Annotated in this window: 18 protein-coding genes; 8 read left to right on the top strand and 10 right to left on the bottom strand. The window is 68.7% G+C overall.

What is annotated here, in order from left to right:
• Positions 1–16: 16 nt before the first annotated feature.
• On the bottom strand, positions 17–865 hold the full coding sequence (locus tag ABD678_RS03570) for a class II fructose-bisphosphate aldolase (protein ID WP_344753782.1): 849 nt from the start codon (positions 863–865) through the stop codon (positions 17–19).
• A 297-nt stretch (positions 866–1,162) separates the two neighbouring features.
• Here ABD678_RS03570 and ABD678_RS03565 point away from each other — a divergent pair, with 297 nt between their 5' ends.
• From ABD678_RS03565 to ABD678_RS03555, 3 genes are all read left to right on the top strand, one after another.
• Positions 1,163–1,756, top strand: a complete 594-nt coding sequence (locus ABD678_RS03565) for a hypothetical protein (protein WP_344753780.1) — start codon at positions 1,163–1,165, stop codon at positions 1,754–1,756.
• 202 nt (positions 1,757–1,958) lie between these two features.
• The gene (locus ABD678_RS03560; protein WP_344754356.1) at positions 1,959–3,533 is read left to right on the top strand and encodes a beta-N-acetylhexosaminidase; all 1,575 of its coding nucleotides are present in this window, start codon (positions 1,959–1,961) and stop codon (positions 3,531–3,533) included.
• Complete coding sequence (locus tag ABD678_RS03555) at positions 3,533–4,723, top strand: low temperature requirement protein A (protein WP_344753778.1); 1,191 nt, start codon at positions 3,533–3,535, stop codon at positions 4,721–4,723. Before ABD678_RS03560 ends, ABD678_RS03555 begins: the two co-directional genes overlap by 1 nt.
• A 123-nt stretch (positions 4,724–4,846) precedes the next feature.
• On the opposite strand, the gene ABD678_RS03550 is transcribed toward ABD678_RS03555, so the two are convergent.
• Positions 4,847–6,436 carry an HNH endonuclease signature motif containing protein gene (locus tag ABD678_RS03550; RefSeq protein WP_344753776.1) on the bottom strand — a complete coding sequence of 530 codons (1,590 nt, stop codon included), beginning with the start codon at positions 6,434–6,436 and terminating at the stop codon, positions 4,847–4,849.
• A gap of 180 nt (positions 6,437–6,616) precedes the next feature.
• Between ABD678_RS03550 and ABD678_RS03545 the strand changes: the two genes are divergently transcribed.
• Both ABD678_RS03545 and ABD678_RS03540 read left to right on the top strand, forming a co-directional pair.
• Complete coding sequence (locus tag ABD678_RS03545) at positions 6,617–8,203, top strand: beta-N-acetylhexosaminidase (RefSeq protein ID WP_344753774.1); 1,587 nt, start codon at positions 6,617–6,619, stop codon at positions 8,201–8,203.
• Positions 8,204–8,223: 20 nt separating this feature from the next.
• A complete protein-coding gene (locus tag ABD678_RS03540; protein WP_344753772.1) occupies positions 8,224–8,751 on the top strand; it encodes a nitroreductase family deazaflavin-dependent oxidoreductase in 528 nt (175 codons plus the stop codon).
• Here ABD678_RS03540 and glpK read toward each other — a convergent pair.
• On the bottom strand, positions 8,748–10,262 hold the full coding sequence (glpK, locus tag ABD678_RS03535) for a glycerol kinase GlpK (RefSeq protein WP_344753770.1): 1,515 nt from the start codon (positions 10,260–10,262) through the stop codon (positions 8,748–8,750). The two genes, ABD678_RS03540 and glpK, sit on opposite strands and share 4 nt — an antisense overlap.
• A 30-nt stretch (positions 10,263–10,292) precedes the next feature.
• Entirely contained in the window at positions 10,293–11,495 is a 1,203-nt protein-coding gene (locus ABD678_RS03530) for an MFS transporter (RefSeq protein ID WP_344753768.1), read from the bottom strand.
• Positions 11,496–11,604: 109 nt separating this feature from the next.
• Here ABD678_RS03530 and purU point away from each other — a divergent pair, with 109 nt between their 5' ends.
• Genes purU through nagA form a run of 3 tightly spaced genes read left to right on the top strand, consistent with a single transcriptional unit; the run spans position 11,605 to position 14,020 of the window.
• The gene (gene purU, locus ABD678_RS03525) at positions 11,605–12,483 is read left to right on the top strand and encodes a formyltetrahydrofolate deformylase (protein ID WP_344753766.1); all 879 of its coding nucleotides are present in this window, start codon (positions 11,605–11,607) and stop codon (positions 12,481–12,483) included.
• A 20-nt stretch (positions 12,484–12,503) separates the two neighbouring features.
• A complete protein-coding gene (locus ABD678_RS03520; protein WP_344753764.1) occupies positions 12,504–12,875 on the top strand; it encodes a YrdB family protein in 372 nt (123 codons plus the stop codon).
• Entirely contained in the window at positions 12,872–14,020 is a 1,149-nt protein-coding gene (gene nagA, locus ABD678_RS03515; RefSeq protein ID WP_344753762.1) for an N-acetylglucosamine-6-phosphate deacetylase, read from the top strand. Before ABD678_RS03520 ends, nagA begins: the two co-directional genes overlap by 4 nt.
• Positions 14,021–14,118: 98 nt before the next feature.
• Here nagA and ABD678_RS03510 read toward each other — a convergent pair whose 3' ends face one another.
• The 6 genes from ABD678_RS03510 to ABD678_RS03485 form a co-directional block, all read right to left on the bottom strand.
• Entirely contained in the window at positions 14,119–14,889 is a 771-nt protein-coding gene (locus ABD678_RS03510; protein WP_344753760.1) for a glucosamine-6-phosphate deaminase, read from the bottom strand.
• A gap of 9 nt (positions 14,890–14,898) precedes the next feature.
• The gene (locus ABD678_RS03505; RefSeq protein ID WP_344753758.1) at positions 14,899–15,891 is read right to left on the bottom strand and encodes an ROK family protein; all 993 of its coding nucleotides are present in this window, start codon (positions 15,889–15,891) and stop codon (positions 14,899–14,901) included.
• Positions 15,888–16,817 (bottom strand): carbohydrate ABC transporter permease, encoded by a 930-nt coding sequence (locus tag ABD678_RS03500; protein ID WP_344753756.1) that lies wholly within the window; start codon positions 16,815–16,817, stop codon positions 15,888–15,890. The genes ABD678_RS03505 and ABD678_RS03500 overlap by 4 nt, the downstream gene beginning before the upstream one ends.
• Positions 16,814–17,794 (bottom strand): carbohydrate ABC transporter permease, encoded by a 981-nt coding sequence (locus ABD678_RS03495; protein WP_344753754.1) that lies wholly within the window; start codon positions 17,792–17,794, stop codon positions 16,814–16,816. Before ABD678_RS03495 ends, ABD678_RS03500 begins: the two co-directional genes overlap by 4 nt.
• A gap of 140 nt (positions 17,795–17,934) precedes the next feature.
• Complete coding sequence (locus tag ABD678_RS03490) at positions 17,935–19,206, bottom strand: extracellular solute-binding protein (protein ID WP_344753752.1); 1,272 nt, start codon at positions 19,204–19,206, stop codon at positions 17,935–17,937.
• Positions 19,207–19,269: 63 nt separating this feature from the next.
• Positions 19,270–20,520, bottom strand: a complete 1,251-nt coding sequence (locus ABD678_RS03485) for an ROK family transcriptional regulator (RefSeq protein ID WP_344753750.1) — start codon at positions 20,518–20,520, stop codon at positions 19,270–19,272.
• Positions 20,521–20,567: the final 47 nt, after the last annotated feature.

Here is a 20,567-nt window from a genome sequence, read left to right as displayed (position 1 = left end):
GCCCGGCCCGCAGCGGTCAGCCGGCCACGACCGCACAGAGTTCGGACACCTCGGCGGCGACCGCCTCCCGCCCGAGGCGGAGGTAGGCGCGCGGATCCGTCGCTCCCGGATCGGATGCGAGGAAGCCCCGGACGCTCGCGGTGAAGCCCACGTTGAGGGCCGTGCCGATATTGACCTTGCGAATCCCCGCTTTCACGGCGTCACGCAGGACGGCATCCGGTACGCCCGAGGATCCGTGGAGGACGAGCGGGACCGTGAGACGTTGCGCGAGTCGCTCGATGAGGGCCAGATCGAGCTCCGCCTGGCGCGAGGTCATCGCGTGGGAGCTTCCCACCGCGACGGCGAGGCCGTCGACGCCGGTCGCGCGGACGAACTCGGCGGCCTCCTCCGGGTCGGTGCGCACACCCGGTGCGTGAGCACCGTCCTTGCCGCCGATCTCGCCCAGTTCGGCCTCCACCCAGAGCCCGGCCTCTCGCGCGCGCTTCGCGAGGGACGCCGTCGCCTCGACGTTCCGCTCGTAGGGCATTCGCGAGGCGTCGATCATGAGGGAGCTCACCCCGAGTTCACCGGATTGCACGATTCCGGCGAGCACGAGGTCCTCGTCCTCGAGGTGGTCCAGGTGGAGGGCGACCGGGATCTCGGCCGCGACGGCGAGCTCGCTGCATGCCGCGAGGATCGGCCGCAGGCGCCCGTCGTGATAGCGCACCGCGTTCTCGCTCACCTGGAGGATGACAGCGCAATTCGCGCGTTCGGCGCCCGCCACGATGCCCTCGGCATGCTCGATCGTGATGACGTTGAACGCGGGTACCGCGATCGCGGCGCGCTGGGCGCTCTCGATGAGCTCGGAGGTCCGTGCCAGGGTCATGCTTCGATCCTTGCGTGCCGCAGGGTCGCTTCGCAAGTTTTTGCTTGACTTTTCGCCTATTCGATCAAAAGAGATCAGACACATGTGGGCGGGCGATTTCGCCACTGCTCCATGGATCTCGGCGAGGTCGGGCCCGGTGGGGCAGAGCCCGAAGCTGGGCCACGGGCATTCCGGAACGCACCGCGGTCGCGTTCTCACCCTTCTCGACCCGGTCGCACCGACAGGCACGACCCTGCGCCGTCCTCACAATCCGAGGAAGTCTTGCTGAAGGCGCGCGCCGCCGGATAGCATCGCCGCATGAGCACACCCCAGCAGCCCGCGCCCGAAGCGGTGATGCGGGGACTGCTGTTCTCGCTCGTCGTCATCCCGCTCGGCATCGCCGCCTGGCTGATCCTGTGGAATGTCGGCTTCATCGCCTCGGTCGTGGCCTGGGGGATCGCCTTCCTCGCATCCTGGCTCTATCGGCTGGGCGCGCGACGCATCGGGCGGACCGGCGTGATCGTCGTCGTCGCGGTGACCATCGTCACGCTCGCGCTCTCCCTCGTCGCCGGGTTCGCCTGGGATATAGCCGCCGAGGTGCAGCGACAGTACGGGGTGCCCTGGACGGTCGCCATCGGGGTGCCTGAGTTCTGGCAGGACACCTTCGGCTGGATGTTCGACCCGGCGAACCTATTGACCCTCATCCTCGCGATCGCGTTCGGCTTCCTCGGCTGCTTCTGGACTCTCCGTCAGCTCAGCCGCGCCACGAAGACGGGCGAGCAGAGCAGCTCGGGTGACATTCCGGCGGATGGCACGGCTCCTGCGGATGGCACATCGGCAGCCGCGGCCGACGAGGCCGGCTCCGATCAGGAGCAGCTTCCTCCGCCCGCGGCGGGGCCGTCCGGAGCGTAGCCCGGAGCGATCCGAGGCATCCGACACGTGCCCTCTCCCGATACGCGATGGCCCTGCCCTCGCCGGCCCAGCTGTCTTCGCCGGTCGAGTCTGGCATCGGGGCTCGCCACCGCCCGCAGCGTCTGGCAGAATGGGATCATCAGTTAGTTAGGACTCCTGACAAACTCGCGCTCCCGGTGATCGAGGAGGCCCTGTGGCATGGATGCCTCGAGCGGCGCTCTTCACGATCACGGGTGTCGCGATCGGAGTCGCAGCCGGTGCTCTCGCGCTCGCGACTATCGTGAACCTCGACGTGAACGGAGCACCCGTGAGCACCACCACAGCCACCGTCATCCCGGCCCCTGTCTCGCAGACGGCCGGTGAGGGCGCCTTCGACCTCGGCCCGGCGAGCGCGATCGTCGCGCCGTCGGATGCCAGGTCCGTCGGCGAGTACCTCGCCTCCGTGCTCCGCGCCGCGACCGGGCTCCCCCTGCCGATCGAGGACGAAGGCGAGCTCATACTCGCGATCGAGCCTGGACATCCGGAAGGCGGATACGACCTCGAGGTCACGTCGGAGAGTGTCCGGCTCGCGGCGAACGACGCCGCCGGCCTTTTCGCCGGGGTGCAGACGCTGCGTCAGCTTGTTCCCGTTTCGGCGAGCGGGCGCTCGGCCTGGGCGATTCCCGCGACCACCATCTCCGACCACCCGCGCTTCGCCTACCGGGGGGCGATGCTCGATGTCGCCCGCCACTTCTTCGGCGTCGACGACGTCAAGCGCTACCTCGACGACATCGCCCTCCTCAAGCTCAACGTGCTGCACCTGCACCTCACCGACGACCAGGGTTGGCGCCTGGAGATCGACGGGTGGCCGAGGCTCACCGAGCACGGCGGCTCGACCCAGGTCGGCGGCGGAGGCGGCGGGTTCTATACGCAGGATGACTACCGCAACATCGTCGCCTACGCGGCGAGCCGCTTCATCACGATCGTGCCGGAGATCGACCTGCCCGGTCACACCAACGCAGCCCTTGCCTCCTACCCCGAGTTGACCTGCGACGGCGAGGCACCCGCGCTCTACGAGGGCATCGAGGTCGGCTTCTCCTCGCTCTGCATCGACAACGAGCGCACCTATGAGTTCGTGGCGGATGTCCTCGGTCAGGTCGCCGCGCTCACCCCCGGCCCGTGGATCCACATCGGCGGGGACGAGGCCCACTCGACGCCCGAGGCGGATTACCTTCGCTTCATCGAGCGGGCATCCGGGATCGCCGCGGCGACCGGCAAGACCGTGATCGGCTGGCACGAGATGGGGCGCAGCGACGCACTGCCCGCGGGCTCGGTCGGCGAGTACTGGAGCTTCACGACACCCGAGGGCGACGCCGCCGAACTCGCCCGCACCTTCGTGGACGGCGGCGGGCGGCTCGTCCTGGCCCCCGCGGATGTCGCCTACCTCGACATGAAGTACGACGAGTCGAGCCCGCTCGGGCTGCTCTGGGCGAAGGGTCCGACGAGCGTCGAGGAGGCGTTCGAATGGGACCCGGCCGAGGTCGTCCCGGGGGTCGGCGACGCACGGTTGCTGGGGATCGAGGCGCCGCTGTGGACGGAGACGATCGTCACCATGGCCGACCTCGAGTCGATGGCGTTCCCGCGCATCGCCGCGATCGCCGAGATCGCCTGGTCACCTCAGCCTGAGCAGGGACGCCGCGACTTCTCGGAGTTCGCACCGCGGCTCGCCGCGTTCGGCGCCCACCTCGACGCGCTCGGGATCAACTATTTCCGTGCATCCGGCGTTGCCTGGCGATGATGGGTTTCCGCGGCGACCTGTTGCGGCCGCACACCGGAGGTGGCGCCCACCGCGTCACCTTCATCGAGTTGTTCTTCGACCTCGTGTTCGTGTTCGCCGTCACGCAGGTCTCGCACCTTCTCATCCGCGACGAGAGCCCGCTCGGTGTCGTCCACACCCTCATGCTCGGAGCCGCGATCTGGTGGGTGTGGGTCGACACCGCGTGGGTGACGAACTGGCTGAACCCCGAGAAGGGCGCGGTGCGGGTCATGCTCGTCGTGCTCATGCTGCTCGGGCTGCTCATGAGCAGTGCGATCCCTGAGGCGTTCGGCGACAAGGCCCTGCTGTTTGCGCTGACTTTCGTGACGCTACAGGTGGCGCGCAGCCTGTTCACCGTGTTCGCGTTCGCGCGGCGGCGCCCCGAGCATGCCGGCAACTTCGTGCGCATCACGATCTGGCTGGCGACATCCGGGGTTCTCTGGATTGCGGGTGCACTGCTGCCGGATGCGCAGCTCTGGTTGTGGCTTGCCGCGATCCTTCTCGATTACACGGGTCCGCGTGCGCGCTTCTTCGTGCCCGGAATGGGCCGTGCGCCGCTGAGCAGCTGGGATGTGTCCGGCGCGCACATGGCCGAGCGGGTGAGCTTGTTCGTCATCATCGCGCTCGGCGAGTCCATCATCGTGTCGGGCTCGACTTTCAGCGACCTGGGGGTGGACGGGGCGACCGTGAGCGCGTTCCTCGCCGCGTTCGCGAGCGCTGTACTCATGTGGTTGCTGTATTTCAGCCACAGTGAGCGGCGCGGCAGCGAGTACATCAGTGAGGCCGCGGAGCGTGGCCTCATCGCGCAGGTCGCCTACACCTATGTGCCGGTTCCCATGGTCCTGGGGATCGTCCTGACCGCGGTCGCCGATCACACGGTGCTCGTGAGTCCGGATGTCGGCAGCAGTTGGGCGGTCGGGCTCGTCTGTGCGGGGTCAGCGGTGTATCTGGTCGGGATCGCGTTGTTCCGGCGTGCGACCGGCGGACCGTGGTTGCTCAGCAACCTGTTGGGGTTCGCGGCGCTCGTCGCCCTGTTCTTCACTCACCCGGTGCTGTCGCCTGTCGCGGTCAGCTGGGGGAGCAACCTCGTGCTGCTCGCTGTGGTGGTCGCCGATGAACTCTCCCTGCGACGGGACGGCGGGGTGGCAACGAACCCTGATTCCGTTCTCTGAGGAGCGCGCGGCGCAGAGTGGCGAAGGCCATTTCTGGTGTTCGCGTGCTCCTCAGGGAGCGGTCCGTCAGGCCGGCACGGTCAGGCCGGCACGGTCAGGCCGGCACGGTCAGGCGAGCACTGGTCAGGCGGGCACTGGCTCGCGGGTTCTGAGGGCGTCGTGGAGCGCAGGGGACTTGCTCGGCATGGGTCTGCGCGTTCGAGTGGGGTCGACATCCGGTGGCGGGATGAGCCAGTAGTCACCCCCACCACCACCTCCTCCGCCGCCTCCACCACTCGCACCCGATGGCCCACCGCGTGAGGCGATCTCGATCTCCCAGTGATTGTCGTGCAGGAGCAGATGGTGATGTCGGCAGAGAAGAATGCCGTTGTCGATGTCGGTCGGTCCGTTGTCGCGGTCCCACCAGCGAACGTGATGTGCTTCGGTCCACTCGGGCGGTCGTTCGCAGCCGGGCCACCGGCATCCGCCATCGCGTGCGGAGAGCAGTCGGCGTTGCGCCCGGTTGAAGTAGCGCGCGGTGCGACCGAGGTTGGCCGGCTGCATCCGGCCGTCGAAGGCGATGGTCTCACTCCCACCAGCGCACAGGTGGCGCTCGACGGTGGGGATGGAGACCGGCGCGTCCTGGCCTTCGATCCAGCCCCGGCCGCTCCCACTCCGCAGGTCTTTCGCCGCCACGAGTATGCGCACAGCGGGGCGGTTCATCCCGACGATCGTCGTCGGATCGGTGTCGAGGGCCAGCTGGACGAGTTCGAGAAGGCTGTCGGAGGCGAGTTGCTCCGTCGTGCGCTCGTCGCGCTCGATGACCTCGGCTCGTGCCCGCTCGCCCTCGGCGATGAATCGGGGTCCGCCGCGCCGAGGAGAAGTGACCTTGTCGTAGACGTCGTCGATGAGGGCGGCGCCTTCCGGGTCGAGGTCCCAGGTGTAACGCGTCATCCCGTCCGGACGACGCCACCGACGGAACGCACGCATCGAACGGCGCTGCCGCTCCCGCTCGGCGATGCCGGCGGCATCCAGTTCGTCACGGGCATCCCGTGCGAGGCGCAGCACGCGGTCCGCGTCGACGGTCACCCGGCCGGGCGCCGCATCCGCGCCGGCTGCCGCATCCGAGCCAGCTGCAGTATCAGGGCCATCAGTCTCAGCCGCCGAGTTCCAGCTCGCGATCGTCCCGATAAGGCGGGCGGCCGCCGCGGCGAGCGCCTCGCGGTCGATGCCGGGGCCGGGCTCGCCGAGTCCATTGCGCAGGGCCTCGGCCGCCGCAATGCTGAGACTCCCGGAGGCGACGGCAGCCCCCACGACGGCCAGCCACGGCTTCGATGCGATCCGGAACGCCTCCGAGGGGTCATCGACCCCGTTGGCCCGTGCCTGCGCCAGGAGGTCGGCGTCGTTGAGCATGCTGCCGACCCGCACGAGAGTGCTGGCCTCGCGCGAGGTCGACCCGGTGATGCCGCGCACGAGCGCCTCGGGGGTGCGGAAACCCTGCTTGCGAGCAAGCCCGTCCAACCCCGCCTCGGCGCAGGAGCGCCGGACGGTCTCCCCCGCCAGCACCGCCGCGCACGCGTCGACGTGACGCTTCACGTCGGCAAGGGCGCGCTGTGCAGCCAGGAGTGCGGCGTCGCCGAGCGCACGCGAACCCGGCGCCTCCGCGCCCACGCGGGCCGCAGCATCCGTCAGCACCTCGAGCGAGGTGGTGAAAGAAGCTGCGGATATTGGCATGTCTATATTTTTCCAGAATAGAAGATAGATTCCCAGTGATTCTGAGAATCTGTGGAGAAGTCAGTCCGTCGCAACCTGTGGAGGAGTAGACCTTTTCCGTCAGGGAGCTGCGGCGAGAGGCGTTACCAGCACAGCGCGATAGTCTCGTCGGAACCGCATCCGGCGCGGGAGGACGAACTCGTGGCACTGATCCACCGCATGGGATGGTACGGCGTTCTCGCCATCGCCCTCGCCTGTGCGAATGCGACGGCCAGCGCCATCAACACCACGACGACGGCCGGCGTCGCACCGGAACCGCCCACGGCATCCGTTCTCGCGCGCACCGTCGTCCCTGCACCGGGCTATCGCGTCGACGGCGAGGGCGCCTTCCAGCTCGACCGCACGACGAGCGTCGAAGCACGAGGGGAAGCGCGCCCGGTCGCCGAATACCTCGTGAACCTGCTGCGGCCGATGACCGGGTTCTCCTTGCCGCTCTCCGGCCGCGGCGACATCGTGCTCGTCGTCGAGCCGGGGCACCCGCCGGGTGGATACGACCTGCGGGTCACGACATCCGGGATCTGGCTGGCCGCGGATGACCCTGCCGGGCTGTTCGAGGGCGTCCAGACCCTGCGCCAGCTGCTGCCACCGGCAACCCCCTCCACGACGCGATGGGGCATCGCGGCGACAACGATCTCCGACCGACCGCGCTTCGCCTACCGCGGTGCGATGCTGGATGTCGCCCGCCACTTCTTCGGCGTCGACGACGTCAAGCGCTACATCGACGACATCGCGATGCTCAAGATCAACGTGCTCCATCTGCACCTAGCCGACGACCAGGGCTGGCGCATCGCCATCGACGGCTGGCCGCGTCTGACCGCGGTCGGCGGCGCGAGCCAGGTCGGCGGGGGTGCCGGCGGGTACTACACGCAGGACCAGTACCGGGAGATCGTCGCCTATGCGGCCTCGCGGTACATCACGATCGTTCCCGAGATCGACATGCCCGGGCACACGAACGCCGCGCTCGCCTCCTACGCCGAACTCAACTGCGACGGGAGGACCCGCCTCCCGTACCACGGAACGAGCGTCGGGTTCTCATCGCTGTGCATCGGCAAAGAACTCACCTACACCTTTGTCACGGATGTCATCACCCAGCTCGCCGCGCTAACCCCCGGCCCGTGGATCCACATCGGAGGCGACGAGTCGAGTGCGACGACGCTGCCCGACTACATCTCCTTCGTGAACCGGGTGACCGCGATCGTGGCCGCGACCGGTAAGACGGTGATCGGCTGGCACGACATCGGTTACGGCACGACGCTGCCCCCCGGAACGGTCGGCGAATACTGGGACTACACCGGACCGCGTGGCGCGTCATCGGTGCTCACGCAGAGAATCCTGAACGCCGATGGCCGACTCATCATGGCGCCGGCGAACGTCGCCTACCTTGACCAGAAGTACGATCTCAGTGAAAGGCTCGGCACGAAGTGGGCGCAGGCGCCGACGACGATTCAGGAGGCCTACGGCTGGGATCCGGCGGCGATCTTCCCGAAGCACGGCGCGGAAAGCATCCTCGGTGTGGAGGCGCCGCTCTGGACCGAGACGGTGGACACCATGGCCGAGATCGAGTACATGGCGTTCCCGCGCATCGTCGCGATCGCGGAGATCGGCTGGTCGACGAGCGCGAAGCGCACCTTCAAGGAGTTCGCCCCGCGCCTCGGGACCTTCGGCGCATACCTCGACGCGGCCGGCATCACCTACAAACGCACACCCGGGGTGCCCTGGTCGCACTGACCGAGTGCCAGAATGTCGCCATGGCCTCCTCCGTCGTGCGGATCGTGCGCGCCGTCATCGCGCCGCTCACCCGCACGAGCGCGTTCCGGTGGCTCGGGCCGCGGATGCTCCCGCCCCTCGAACTGCTCGCGAAGGGCCTGAGCGGAGGGCGCATCCAGGTGAGCGGCCTGCTCGTCCACTCGCTCACCCTGCGCACGACGGGCGCGAAGACCGGTGAGGCCCGCGACACCGAGCTCATGTACACGCCGGACGGCCGCGGCCGCGCGATCGTCGCCGGGACGAGCTTCGCGCGCGACCGGCATCCGGGCTGGACCTGGAACCTGCTCGCGAACCCGGATGCCGTGATCACCGTCCGCGGACGTCGCCTCGCCGTGCGGGCGAGCCTCATCGGCGCGGAACCGGACGACGATGGCGAGCGGGACGCCGCCTGGGAGCTCATCGAGGAGCAGTGGCCCGGGTACCGCGCCTACGAGCGTGACTCGGGGCGCACGGTGCGACTGTTCCGGCTGCAGCCCGTCGCCGAGCTGACCCCGTTGCTCTCCGACTAGTCCACCCAGTCGAGTGCGCGGTCGACCGCCTTCTTCCACTGGCGGTATTCGCGCTCCCGCCGCTCGGGCTCGACGGTCGGCCGCCACGTCGCATCCGCGCGCCAGTTCGCGCGCAGGGCGTCGACATCCGGCCAGAACCCGACCGCGAGACCGGCCGCGTACGCCGCACCGAGAGCGGTCGTCTCGACGACGTGCGGCCGTACGACCTCGACGTCGAGGGCATCCGCGAGCAGCTGCAACAGGAGCGAGTTCTCCGTCATCCCGCCGTCCACCCGCAGCTCGTGCAGTTCGATGCCGGTGTCGGCGACCATCGCGTCGATGAGTTCGCGCGTCTGCCACGCGGAGGCCTCCAGGATCGCCCGCGCGATGTGCGCCTTCGTGACGTAGCCGGTGAGCCCGGCGATGACCCCGCGGGCGTCGCTGCGCCAGTGCGGCGCGAACAGGCCGGAGAAGGCCGGGACGAAGTAGCATCCGCCGTTGTCGTCGACGGATGCCGCGAGGGCCTCGATCTCGCTCGCCGAGTCGATCGCCCCCAGCTGGTCGCGGAACCACTGGACGAGCGAGCCGCTCACCGCGATCGATCCTTCGAGCGCGTACTGCGCGGGCGCGTCGCCGAGCTTGAAGGCGAGTGTCGAGAGCAGGCCGTGCTGCGAGGCCACCGGGGTGTCGCCGGTATTGAGGAGCAGGAATGCGCCCGTGCCGTAGGTGCTCTTGAGGTCGCCCTCATCGAAGGCGGTCTGGCCGAACAGGGCGGCGTGCTGGTCGCCGAGGGCGCCGGCGACCGGCACTCCTTCGAGTGCGCCCTCGCGCAGGCCGGCCACCGTTCCGTACACCTCGGAGGATGACGCGATCTCCGGCAGCATCCCCCGCGGAATCTCCAGGCGTTCGAGGATGTCCTCGTCCCAGGCGAGCTCGCGCAGGTCCATGAGCAGGGTACGGCTGGCGTTCGTCACGTCGGTCGTGTGGCGGCCGCCATCCGGGCCGCCGGTGAGGTTCCAGACGAGCCACGAGTCGATCGTGCCGAAGAGCACCTCGCCGGCCCCTGCGCGCTCGCGCAGCCCAGGGGTGTTCTCGAGCAGCCAGACCAGCTTCGGCCCCGAGAAGTAGGTGGCGAGTGTCAGGCCGGTGCGGTCGCGGAACCAGTCGACGCCGTCGCCCTCGCCGAGGCGCCTGACGATGGCGTCGGTGCGGGTGTCCTGCCAGACGATCGCGTTCGCGACCGGCTCGCCGGTGGCCCGGTCCCACACGACGGTCGTCTCGCGCTGGTTGGTGATGCCGATCGCGGCGAGGTCGGCTGCCGCGAGACTCGCCGTCTCGAGCGACTCGGCCACGACATCCTGCACGTTGCGCCAGATCTCGGATGCATCGTGCTCGACCCAGCCTGGCTTCGGGAAGTGCTGGGCGTGCTCTTTCTGGGCGACCGCGACGACCTCGCCGTCGTGGTCGAAGATCATGCACCGGCTCGAGGTGGTGCCCTGGTCGATCGCGGCGATGAACCGTCCCTCGTGCACCCGCTGCCTCCCGCCTCGCGTGGTTCGAGCTTAGGACACGGTGGTGAACCTCCTGCGGATCACCCGGTCGCTGACCGCGATGAGCAAGATCGCACCGAGGGTGATCACGACATCCGCGAAGGGCAGGGTGTGCAGGCCCCAGCCGTCGAGCATGAGCGAGCCGATGAGCGCGCCGCCGCCGATCCCGATGTTGAAGGAGGTGGTCACGAAGGCCGCCGAGACGTCCCGCAGTTGCGGCGACGCCAACTGCAGCACCCGCGTCTGCAACAGCGCGGGCGCACCGCCGAACGCCGCACCCCACACGACGAGGGCGATGACCACGACGACCGGCGCGTGCGGCAGGAGGCCCATGACAAGCACGGCGACCACGATGAAGGCGGCACTCGAGAACAACCCGAGGCGCGGGAAGCGCCCACCGACAAGTCCGACGAGCAGCAGGCCGACCGCACCGGCGAGACCGTAGACGAGCAGGAGCAGGCTGACCGCATCATCCGGGAACCCGTTGATGGTCGTGAAGAAGGGGACGATGTAGGTGTAGTAGAGGTTGTGCCCGATCATCATCACGAGCGTGATGGTGCAGACGAGGACGACACCGAACGCTGTGGGATCCTTGCGGAGCGGAACCGGGATCTCGCCGGTCAGCACCGGTTGACGGTGCTCGACCGGCGGCAGGAACCGGATGACGAGCACGGCGAGCAGCAGGATCACGACACCGACGATCGTGAACGCGAGTCGCCAGCCGAGCAGGTGGCCGAGCGCGGTGCCCGCCGGAACCCCGAGCACGAAGGCCGCCGATCCGCCCGCCGCAGTGATCGCGACCGCCCGGGCGAGCTGCCCATTCTGCACGAGGTGCCCCGGATACGCGCCGACGACCGCCCAGAACAGCCCGTGCGCGAGACCGCCGAGCACGCGTGAGGCCAGCACGATCTCGTAGCTTGGGGCGATCGCCCCGATGAAGTTGGAGATCGCGAACGCGACGAGCACGATGACGATGAGGGGCTTGCGCGGCAAGCGCCGAGTGAGGCTCGTGAGCGGCGCGGCACTCAGCACGACCGTGCCGGCGAACACCGAGACGAGCAGGCCGATGCGCGACTGCGAGACGTCGAGGCCCTCCGCCATCTCGGGGAGCAACCCGGTGGGCAGGAACTCACTCGTGACCGACACGAAGATCGCGCCGGCGAGGGTGAGCAACCCGATCCAGGGAAAAGCAGTGTCGGTCTTCGGCGCACCCATGCCCGGTGAATCCTTCGCGTGTCGTGGTGCGTCAAGCCGCCCGCTGGATGCCGCACGTGAGCGCCATCGACTCCAGCCTACCCGCGCCGATCCAATACGCTTGAGGGCTATGACCGAGACGACGCCCGCCGGAGCGACCGGTATCAGGCACTGGGTGCTCACGCTCGTCTGCACCGACCGTCCAGGCATCGTGCACGCGGTGAGCGGCGCGATCGTGGATGCCGGCGGCAACATCACCGAGTCGCAGCAGTTCGCGAGCCTCGACACCGGCACGTTCTTCATGCGCCTGCAGGTGGAGGCCGCGACCGAGCGCGGCGCCTTCGAGGCGAAGCTCGCGCCCATCACCGAACGCTATGGCATGGTCTGGGCACTGGATGTCGTGGGCCGTCCGCTACGGACCCTCGTCCTCGTGTCGAAGGCCGGGCACTGCCTGAACGACCTCCTGTTCCGCCAGCGCGCAGGACAGCTGGGAGTCGAGTTGCCACTCGTGCTCAGCAATCATCCGGAACTCTCCGGCCTCGCCGAGTTCTACGGGGTGCCGTTCGAATCGCACGCCGTCGTCTCCGCTGCACAGAAGAAGGAGTTCGAGCAGCGCATCCTGGATGCCGTCGACGAGCACGACATCGAGCTCGTCGTGCTCGCCCGCTACATGCAGGTGCTCTCCCCCGAGCTGTGCGAGCGGCTGCAGGGGCGGATCATCAACATCCACCACTCCTTCCTGCCCGGGTTCAAGGGGGCCAACCCCTACCGGCAGGCCCACGCGCGCGGGGTCAAGCTCATCGGCGCGACCGCGCACTTCGTGACGAGCGACCTCGACGAGGGGCCGATCATCGAGCAGAACGTCGTGCGCGTCGACCACTCGCGCACCCCCGCAGAACTCGTCGCGATCGGCCAAGACGAGGAGAGCCGCACGCTCACCCAGGCGGTGAAGTGGTTCGCCGAACATCGCGTGCTGCTCGACGGGGCGCGCACGATCATCTTCCGCTGACCCCTCGCTAGGCTGGAGCGGTGTCGACGAGCGCCCCGGACATCCGCATCGGACCGAATGATGTGCTGCGGTTCCTGCTGGAGCTGTTCGCCTTCTTCTCGCTCGGCTACTGGGGCTATCTCGCTTGGCCGTTTCCGTGGCCGGGCCTGCTGTTCATGATCGGCACACCGCTCTTCGCGATCGTCGTCTGGGGACTGTTCCGCTCGCCGCGGGCAAAGGTGCCGCTCGATCCTGTCGGTCGGGCGCTCGTCGAGATCGCCGTCATGGGCTCCGCCGCGATCGCCTGGGCGATGCTCGGGCAGCCGATCGTCGCGGTCGTGTTCGCGGTCGTCGCGCTCGTGAGCGGGATCGTGAATCTCCGCAAGGAGACCGCTCGCGAGGAGTCGGCATGACCATCCTCTTCCACGGCGCGCGCAAGCTCGACTCCGACGGCCAGGTCGACGACTTCTGGATGCTCGTCGACGGCGACTCGATCACCGAGACCGGAAGCGGCAGGCATCCCGAGCCGGTGGGCGCGGTCGAGCGCATCGATGTCGGGGGCGACTGGCTGGTTCCCGGCTTCATCGACCTCCACTGCCACGGCGGCGGCGGCCACTCCTTCGACAACGACGCCGACGAGATCCTTGCGGCGATCGCCACCCACCGCGCGCATGGAACGACGCGCTCAGTGCTGAGCCTCGTCGCGAACCCGCTCGCCCAGTTGCGGGCGAGTCTCGCGGTCATCGCCGAGCTCACCGACTCCGACCCGACCATCCTCGGCTCGCACCTGGAGGGCCCGTTCCTCGCCGAGGGCAAGCGCGGCGCCCACAACCCGGCCTACCTGCGAGCACCGCTCCCCTACGAGCTTGAGGAGCTCATCGGTGCGAGCCGCGAGACACTGCGGCAACTCACGATCGCCCCCGAGCTCGAAGGTGCCCTCGAGGCCATCGACGTTCTCGTCGAGGCCGGCGTCGCCGTCGCCATCGGGCACACCGAGGCGGATTTCGCACTCGCCCAGGAGTCCTTCGACCGGGGGGCACGCATCCTCACCCATGCCTTCAATGCCATGAACGGCATACACCACCGCGCCCCCGGCCCGATCGTCGCGGCGTTCGAGGACGAGCGCGTGACGATCGAGCTCATTCTCGATGGGCTGCACGTGCATCCGGATGTCGCCGGCATGGTCTTCCGGGGAGCGCCGGGGCGTATCGCCCTCGTCACGGATGCCATGGCCGCCGCCGGGGCGAGCGACGGCGACTACCCTCTCGGCACGCTCAACGTGACCGTGCGGGATGGCCTCGCCGTGCTGCGGGGAACCGACACGATCGCGGGGTCGACACTCACGCTCGATGCCGCGCTGCGCAACGCGGTCGAACTCGCGGGGGTGCATCCGGTCGACGCGATTGCTGCGCTCACGACCGTGCCGGCGCGCGCGCTCGGGCTCGACCACCGGCTGGGGCGCCTCGCAGCCGGCTACGCGGCGGATGCCGTCATCCTCGACAGCGGCCTGCACGTGCAGCGCGTGTGGGCGAACGGTACACCGATCACCGTTTCCTGAGCCCGGCCAGGCAAGTGCGGTGGTGGCAGCCCGCGAACTGCGGCGACTTCGGGGTGCGCCGAGGTTTCGACCTCGAACTTGCCGCAGTTCGCGGAGCGCTAGTTCTTCTCCCAGTCCAGCCGGCTGTCCCAGGCCCGACGGTAGTAGTCCGCGTTCGCGAGCCCTGACGCGGCGGCCTCGTCGACGATCACGGTCACGCGCGGGTGCAACTGGATGGCCGAGCCGGGGAGGCTCGAGGTGAGCGGTCCCTCGACCGCGCCGGCCACGGCATCCGCTTTCCCCTCCCCGAACGCGAGGAGCACGAGGTGGCGCGCGCGAAGGATCGTCCCGAGCCCCTGCGTGATGCAGTGCGTCGGCACGGCGTCGAGCGAGGGGAAGAACCGTGCATTGTCGCGACGGGTCTGCTCGGTGAGGGTCTTGACGCGGGTGAGCGAGGCGAAGGACGAGCCGGGCTCGTTGAAGCCGATGTGGCCGGTGCGGCCGATCCCCAGCACCTGCAGGTCTATTCCACCTGCGGCATGGATGGCCTTCTCGTAGTCGTCGCCCGCTGTCTCGATCGGGCCGCTGTCACCGGGGACATGGACGAGCCCAGGGGGGAGCCCGAGCGTGGCGACGACCTCACGGTCGATGACCGCGCGATAGGACTCCGGATGCCCGGGAGGAAGCCCCACGTACTCGTCGAGGGCGAAACCGCGCACGCGCGACAGGTCGAGCCCGCGAGCGGCGAGCGCGGCCCAGGTGGTGAGCGGTGTGGAGCCGGTCGCGAGACCGAGCACGGCATCCGGAGTCGCCCGCACGAGCCGTTCGATCGCGTCGGCGGCGATCACGCCCGCCTCTTCCGCGTCGCGGACGATCACCACTTCAGCCACAAGTCGACCCTATCGGCTCAACTCGACCGCGTCGGCATCGGCGCTCGCACCCACGAAGGCCGCCCCCACGGCCGCCGACGGGAAGCCGGTGGGCATGAGACGCACCCGGTCGGCCAGTTCGAGCGAAGCGAGGAACGGCGACTCCTGGGCGCGATGCGCGAGCACCGACCTCACCCCGTCGAGCAGGGCCGAGCCGAGGGAGGCGATGCCGCCGCCGATGACGACGACATCCACGTCCACCGTCAGCACGAGCACGCGCACCGCCGACGCCACGTTCTCGAGCAGGCGCGTCCGCACCTCGATCGCGAGCGGATCGCCGGCCCCCGCGGCCTCGAAGAGCTGCTGCGCGGGCTGCGGGTGCTCGGTCGGCCACTGCCTCGCGATCGCCGACCCGGAGGCCATGAGCTCGAGACAGCCGCGCTGGCCGCAGGGGCACAGCGGTCCGGCCGGGTCCACCGGGATGTGCCCGATCTCACCGGCTGTTCCGCGCGATCCGCGCCACAATCGGCCGGCGACGACGATGCCGGCGGCGAGGCCGGTGCCGAGGTTGAGGTAGGCCATCGAGTGCTCATGCCCTGCGGGCCAGTCCGTGCCGGTCCCCGCCGGCCAGCCCTCCGCCTCGAGCAGATGGTAGGCGCCGAGCGCCGCGGCGTTGACGTCGTTCTCGATACGCACCGGGCTGCCGAGGCGAGCGGAGAGTTCCGCACCGAGGTCGAGGCCGTCGACACCCAGGTTGACGGCGTGCGCGACGCGACCGGCAGCGGCATCCACCCGCCCTGGAACCCCGATCCCGATCGACACGGCCTCGTCCACTCGGATGCCGGCCAGCTCGGCCACGCGCGTCACGGCGTCGACGGCGGTCTGCAGCACGGCATCCGGACCATAGCCCGTCGTGAGCCGCAGTTGCTGCAGCATGGCGCCGCGCTCGTCGATGACGACCGCATCCGTCTTGGTGCCGCCGATGTCGATGCCGATGTGCAATTCTGATTCTTCGCCCTTCATCCCTTGACCGCCCCGCTCACGAGGCCCTGCGTCATCCGTCCCTGGATGACGAGGAAGAACACGATCACGGGAATCGACATGAGCGTCGACCCTGCCATGATGGCGGCCCAATTCGTGGTGCCGTGCGCGACCTGGAAGGTGCGCAGCCAGACCGGGAGGGTCATCATGTCGGGGCGCGACATGACGACGAGGGCGAGCAGGAACTCGTTCCAGGCCTGGATGAACCCGAACACGCCGGTCGCGACGAGGCCGGGAGCCAGGAGCGGGAAGGTGATCTTCCAGAACGCGCCGGTGCGAGAGAGCCCGTCGATCATCGCCGCCTCCTCGAGGTCGACGGGGACGCCGTTCACGAAACCGCGCAGGGTCCAGATCGTGAAGGGCAGCACGGTGGCGACGTAGACGAGGGTGAGGCCGGCGATCGTGTTGAGCAGCGCCCAGTCGTCGAGCACCCGGTAGGTGGAGACGATCATCGCCTCGCCGGGGATCATCTGCACCACGAGGATCGTGAGAATGAACGACTTGCGGCTGCGGAACCGGAACCGGGTGACCGCGAGCGAAGCGAGGAACGCGAACACGAGCGCGATGACGACGGTCGCGATCGTCACGACGAGCGAGTTGCCGAGGGCGGGCAGGAACTGCGCCCGGTCGGTCGCGAACAGCACCGTCTCGTAGTTGCGGAAGGTGAAGGTCTCCGGCCAGAAGTTGACCTCGGAGCCGATGATCTCGTTGTTCGGCTGGAACGAGGTCTGCACCATCCAGTAGACGGGGAAGGCCGAGAACGCGAACACGACGACCGCGGTCGCGCTCAGCACGATCGACATGAGGCGCTTGCGCAGCTTCGCGGTGCTGCGAGCAGGCGTGCCGCGGGCCGGCTCCGGAGCCGGAGTCGACTTCGAGACGGAGACGGACGCGGATGCAGTGCTCACAGTTGCTCCTCCTTGAGGCTCTGTCGCACGTAGTAGAGCGAGATGGCCATCATGAAGAACACGGTGATGACGGCGATCGCCCCGCCGATGCCGTACTCGCCGGAGCCGAGCGCAACCTGGTAGATGTAGACGCCGAGCGTCGAGGTCTGCTCCCGGATGCCGCCGATCCCCTGCAGCGCGTAGATCTGCGTGAACACGCGCAGGTCCCAGATGACCTGCAGGATCGTGACGACGAGGAAGATGGACCGGAGGTACGGGAAGGTGATGAGCCGGAACCGCTGGGTGCTGCGCGCCCCGTCGAGCTGGGCGGCCTCCATGATCTCGTCCGGGATCTGGGTGAGCCCCGCGTAGACCGTGAACGCGACGAAGGGGATGGCGCCCCAGACGATGATGAGCGTGGCGACGAAGAAGAAGCTCAGCGGGTTGATGAGCCAGGAGTGGGCGTGGAAGTCCAGCCCGAAGAAGTTGGTGAGCGCGTAGTTGACGACACCGTACGAGGTGTCGAACATCCAGCCCCAGACGATCGTCGCGGTGAGTGCGGGCATCGCCCAGGCCAGCAGCAGTCCCACCGACATGAGCACGCGGAAGAACTTGCCCAGCCTCGTCATGAGCAGTGCGACGAGCGTGCCACCGACCATCGTGACGACGACATTGACGACGCAGAACAGGATGCTGCGGACCATGACGTTCCAGAACGCAGGGTCGGTGAGCACCTTGGTGTAGTTGTCGAGGCCGATGAACGGTGCGGGGGCGCCGAAGACCTGGGCGCGGCCGAACTCCTGGAAGGAGATGATGAACAGCTGGATGAGCGGCCAGCCGACGACGACGAGCAGCACGACGGATGCCGGAATGAGCAGCATGTAAGGCGTGAACCCGGCGCGGTGCTTCGCGGCGGATGCCTTCGGCTGGGGATCCGGCCCGCGATCCGGCCCAGGTCCTGGCAGCGCCTCGGGAGGCGCAGCAGTCAGTGACGACATGGTCGATCCTCCCGCATGAGTCGATGGACGCTTAAGATAAGCCTTGTGCCCCGACCTTTCCTAGGGCGATGGGCAGTATGAAGGGATGCTCGGCGCGACATGCACGGTCACGCCGAGCATCCCTGTGCTGGTTGGTTCGGCTAGCCGTTCAGGATGCCGTCGATCTTCTCGTCGAGCGCCTTGGCGAGACTCGGGATGTCCCCGCCCTGCGCGATCTGCACGAAGAAGTCGGTCAGCGCACCGGATGCCTCGACATCGGCCCACTTGGGCGACGCCGGGGTGAGGCGGGCGTTGCCGGCGGCCGAGGAGATCGCCTGCGCGACCTCATCCGTTCCGACGGTGCTCGCGAGCGAGACCTTGGCCGGCACGAGGCCGTTCTTGCCGTAGATCGTCTGGAACTCGTCGCTCAGGATGATGGCGAGCGCCTTCGTCGCGAGCCCGGGGTGGGCCGACTTCGCCGCGACGGCGATGTTCGATCCACCGGCGAAGACCTGCGCGGCCCCGCCGTTCGCACCCGGGAGCGCGTAGACGCCGAGGTTCGACTCCTGGTCCGGGCATCCGGGCGTTTCAGCATCCGCTGCGGCGAGGATCGACCACTTGACCCAGCTCGGAGCGGAGAGCTGAAGGGTCGTGCCCTCACAGAATCCGACCTGCGGGTTGGTCTCGTTGCCGTCCTTCGGCGCGGTCGACGCCTTCGTCATGAGCTCCTGGACCTGCTCGAGACCCTTGATGGACCCCGCCGATGAGAACTGCGCCGACCACTTGCCGTCGGCGAAGGTCGCGATCTCGCCACCGTTCTCCCAGATGAAGGGGAGAGCGTTGTACCAGTCCTGGCCCGGCCACCACAGCCCGGAGTCGCCCGGGTTGTCCGCCGCGAGCTTCTCCGCGTTGGAGATGTACTCGGCGAGGGTCGTCGGTACCGACAGGCCGGATGCGGCGAGCGCGTCCTTCTTGTAGAAGACGAGACGCGAGCCGGAGTAGAGCGGTGCGGCGTAGAACTTGCCGTCGTAGCTGCCGGCCTCGACGAAGCCGGGCAGCAGGTCGTCCCCGCCGAGCGCCTCGTACTGGTCGGTCAGGTCGAGGAACGCGCCCGACGACGTGAATGCCGCCGCCTGCGTGTTTCCGACCTCCACGACATCCGGGCTGTCGCTGCCCGACAGGCTAGTGGTGAGCTTGTCGACGAGCCCGGTCCAGGACTGCTCCTCGATCGTGAGCGTCGAACCGGGGTTCTCGGCCTCGAACGTGGTCTTCAGGTAGTCGCGAGCCTCCTGCGGAGTATCGGTGCCCACCAGCCAGACGCGAATATCAGCCGGGCCCTCGTCGGCGGCAGGAGTGTCGGTCCCACCTCCGGCGCAACCCGCGAGGGTGATCGCAGCGGCGGCCGCGATGGCCGCGAAGCTGAGCTTCCTCATTGTGTTTTCCTTTCCTAGGGCGATGGTGCCAGCGAGTTGCCGGACACCCCGTGGTGCGCGGGATCAGGAGACCCCTAGTTGCCCGGAGAGCACCATCACGGCAGCGCCGCGCACGACGATGTCCTCTCCGAGCGTTGTCATCCGCAGCGTCAGATCGCCGTGGAATTCGGCCATCGTGCGATTGCGGAGTGTTTCGATGGTCGCCGCGGCGAGCGGGCCATCAAGCAGGTGGGTCGGACCGCTCAACACGATCTCGGCGAGATTGAGCGCTCCGACGACGAAGGCGAGGGCGATGCCGAGGTGGCGGCCGGCCTCGGTGAGCACGGCCTCCTGCGCGCTCTCGACCTCTGCCGGGCTTCCGGATGCCGCAGCCGCCGCGAGCGCCGCGTCCAGCCGCGGGGCGGCGAGCCAGGTCTCGAGGCATCCGGACTTGCCACACACGCAGGGCAGGCCGCCCTCCGTACCGACGACGACGTGGCCGATCTCACCCGCGGCGAAGCGGCTGCCGTAGAGCGGGTTGCCGCCGAGGAGGAGGCCGGCGCCGACACCGTGCCCGATCTTGACGAGCATCATGTCGCGGTCGGCGCCGCCGAAACTGTGCTCCGCGAGCACGGCGGCGTTCGCGTCGTTGCCGACGATGACCGGGAGGGAGAACTGCTGGGCGAGTTCCGTCTGCAGCGGCAGGTCCGTCCATCCGAGGTTGGGGGCGGAGAGCACGGTTCCCGCGTGGTCGACGATGCCGGGCGAGCCGACGCCGACGCCGAGAAGCGGGCTCGTGGCGAGCGCGATGAGCTGACCGACGAGGTCGACGACCTTCGCGGTGGCCTCGTCGCCGGTGGCACCGGCGAGCGCGACCTCCCTGCGCTCGAGGATGGTCCCCTCGAGATCGAGGAGCGCGCCGCGGAACAGGGCGTAGTCGCTCAAGTCGATTCCGACGATCTGGAAGGCCGAGCGGTTGATGTCGAGGAGGGTGGCCGGCTTGCCCGGACGGGCATCCTCGCGCTGGCCGGTCTCGACGATGAGACCCTCGGCGATGAACTCGCCGACGAGGTCGGAGATCGTGACGCGGGTGAGGCCGGTGCTGCGGGCGATGTCGGCGCGGCTCTGCTGGCCGGCCCGGTAGAGGGTCTGGAGCACGAGCGAGCGGTTGTGATTGCGGGCGTGCTCCGGGAGCACTTTGGCGCTCGGGCGCAGGGCACGGCCGGAGGCGAACCCCTGGTTCGTATGGTCTGCGAAGCCGGATCCGCGAGTCGCCCTGCTGGTCGGCTGGGCGGTCTTCGGGGGGAGGCTTCGCTGCGCTCCCGCTGCAGTCATTTTGTTAGTAAAGCGTACAAACAAACTCCTGTCCAGCCTTTGCGCAC

Origin of the sequence: Leifsonella bigeumensis, assembly GCF_039537265.1 — a bacterium.
GTDB lineage: Bacteria > Actinomycetota > Actinomycetes > Actinomycetales > Microbacteriaceae > Terrimesophilobacter > Terrimesophilobacter bigeumensis.
This window is presented reverse-complemented; position numbering and strand designations above follow the sequence as displayed.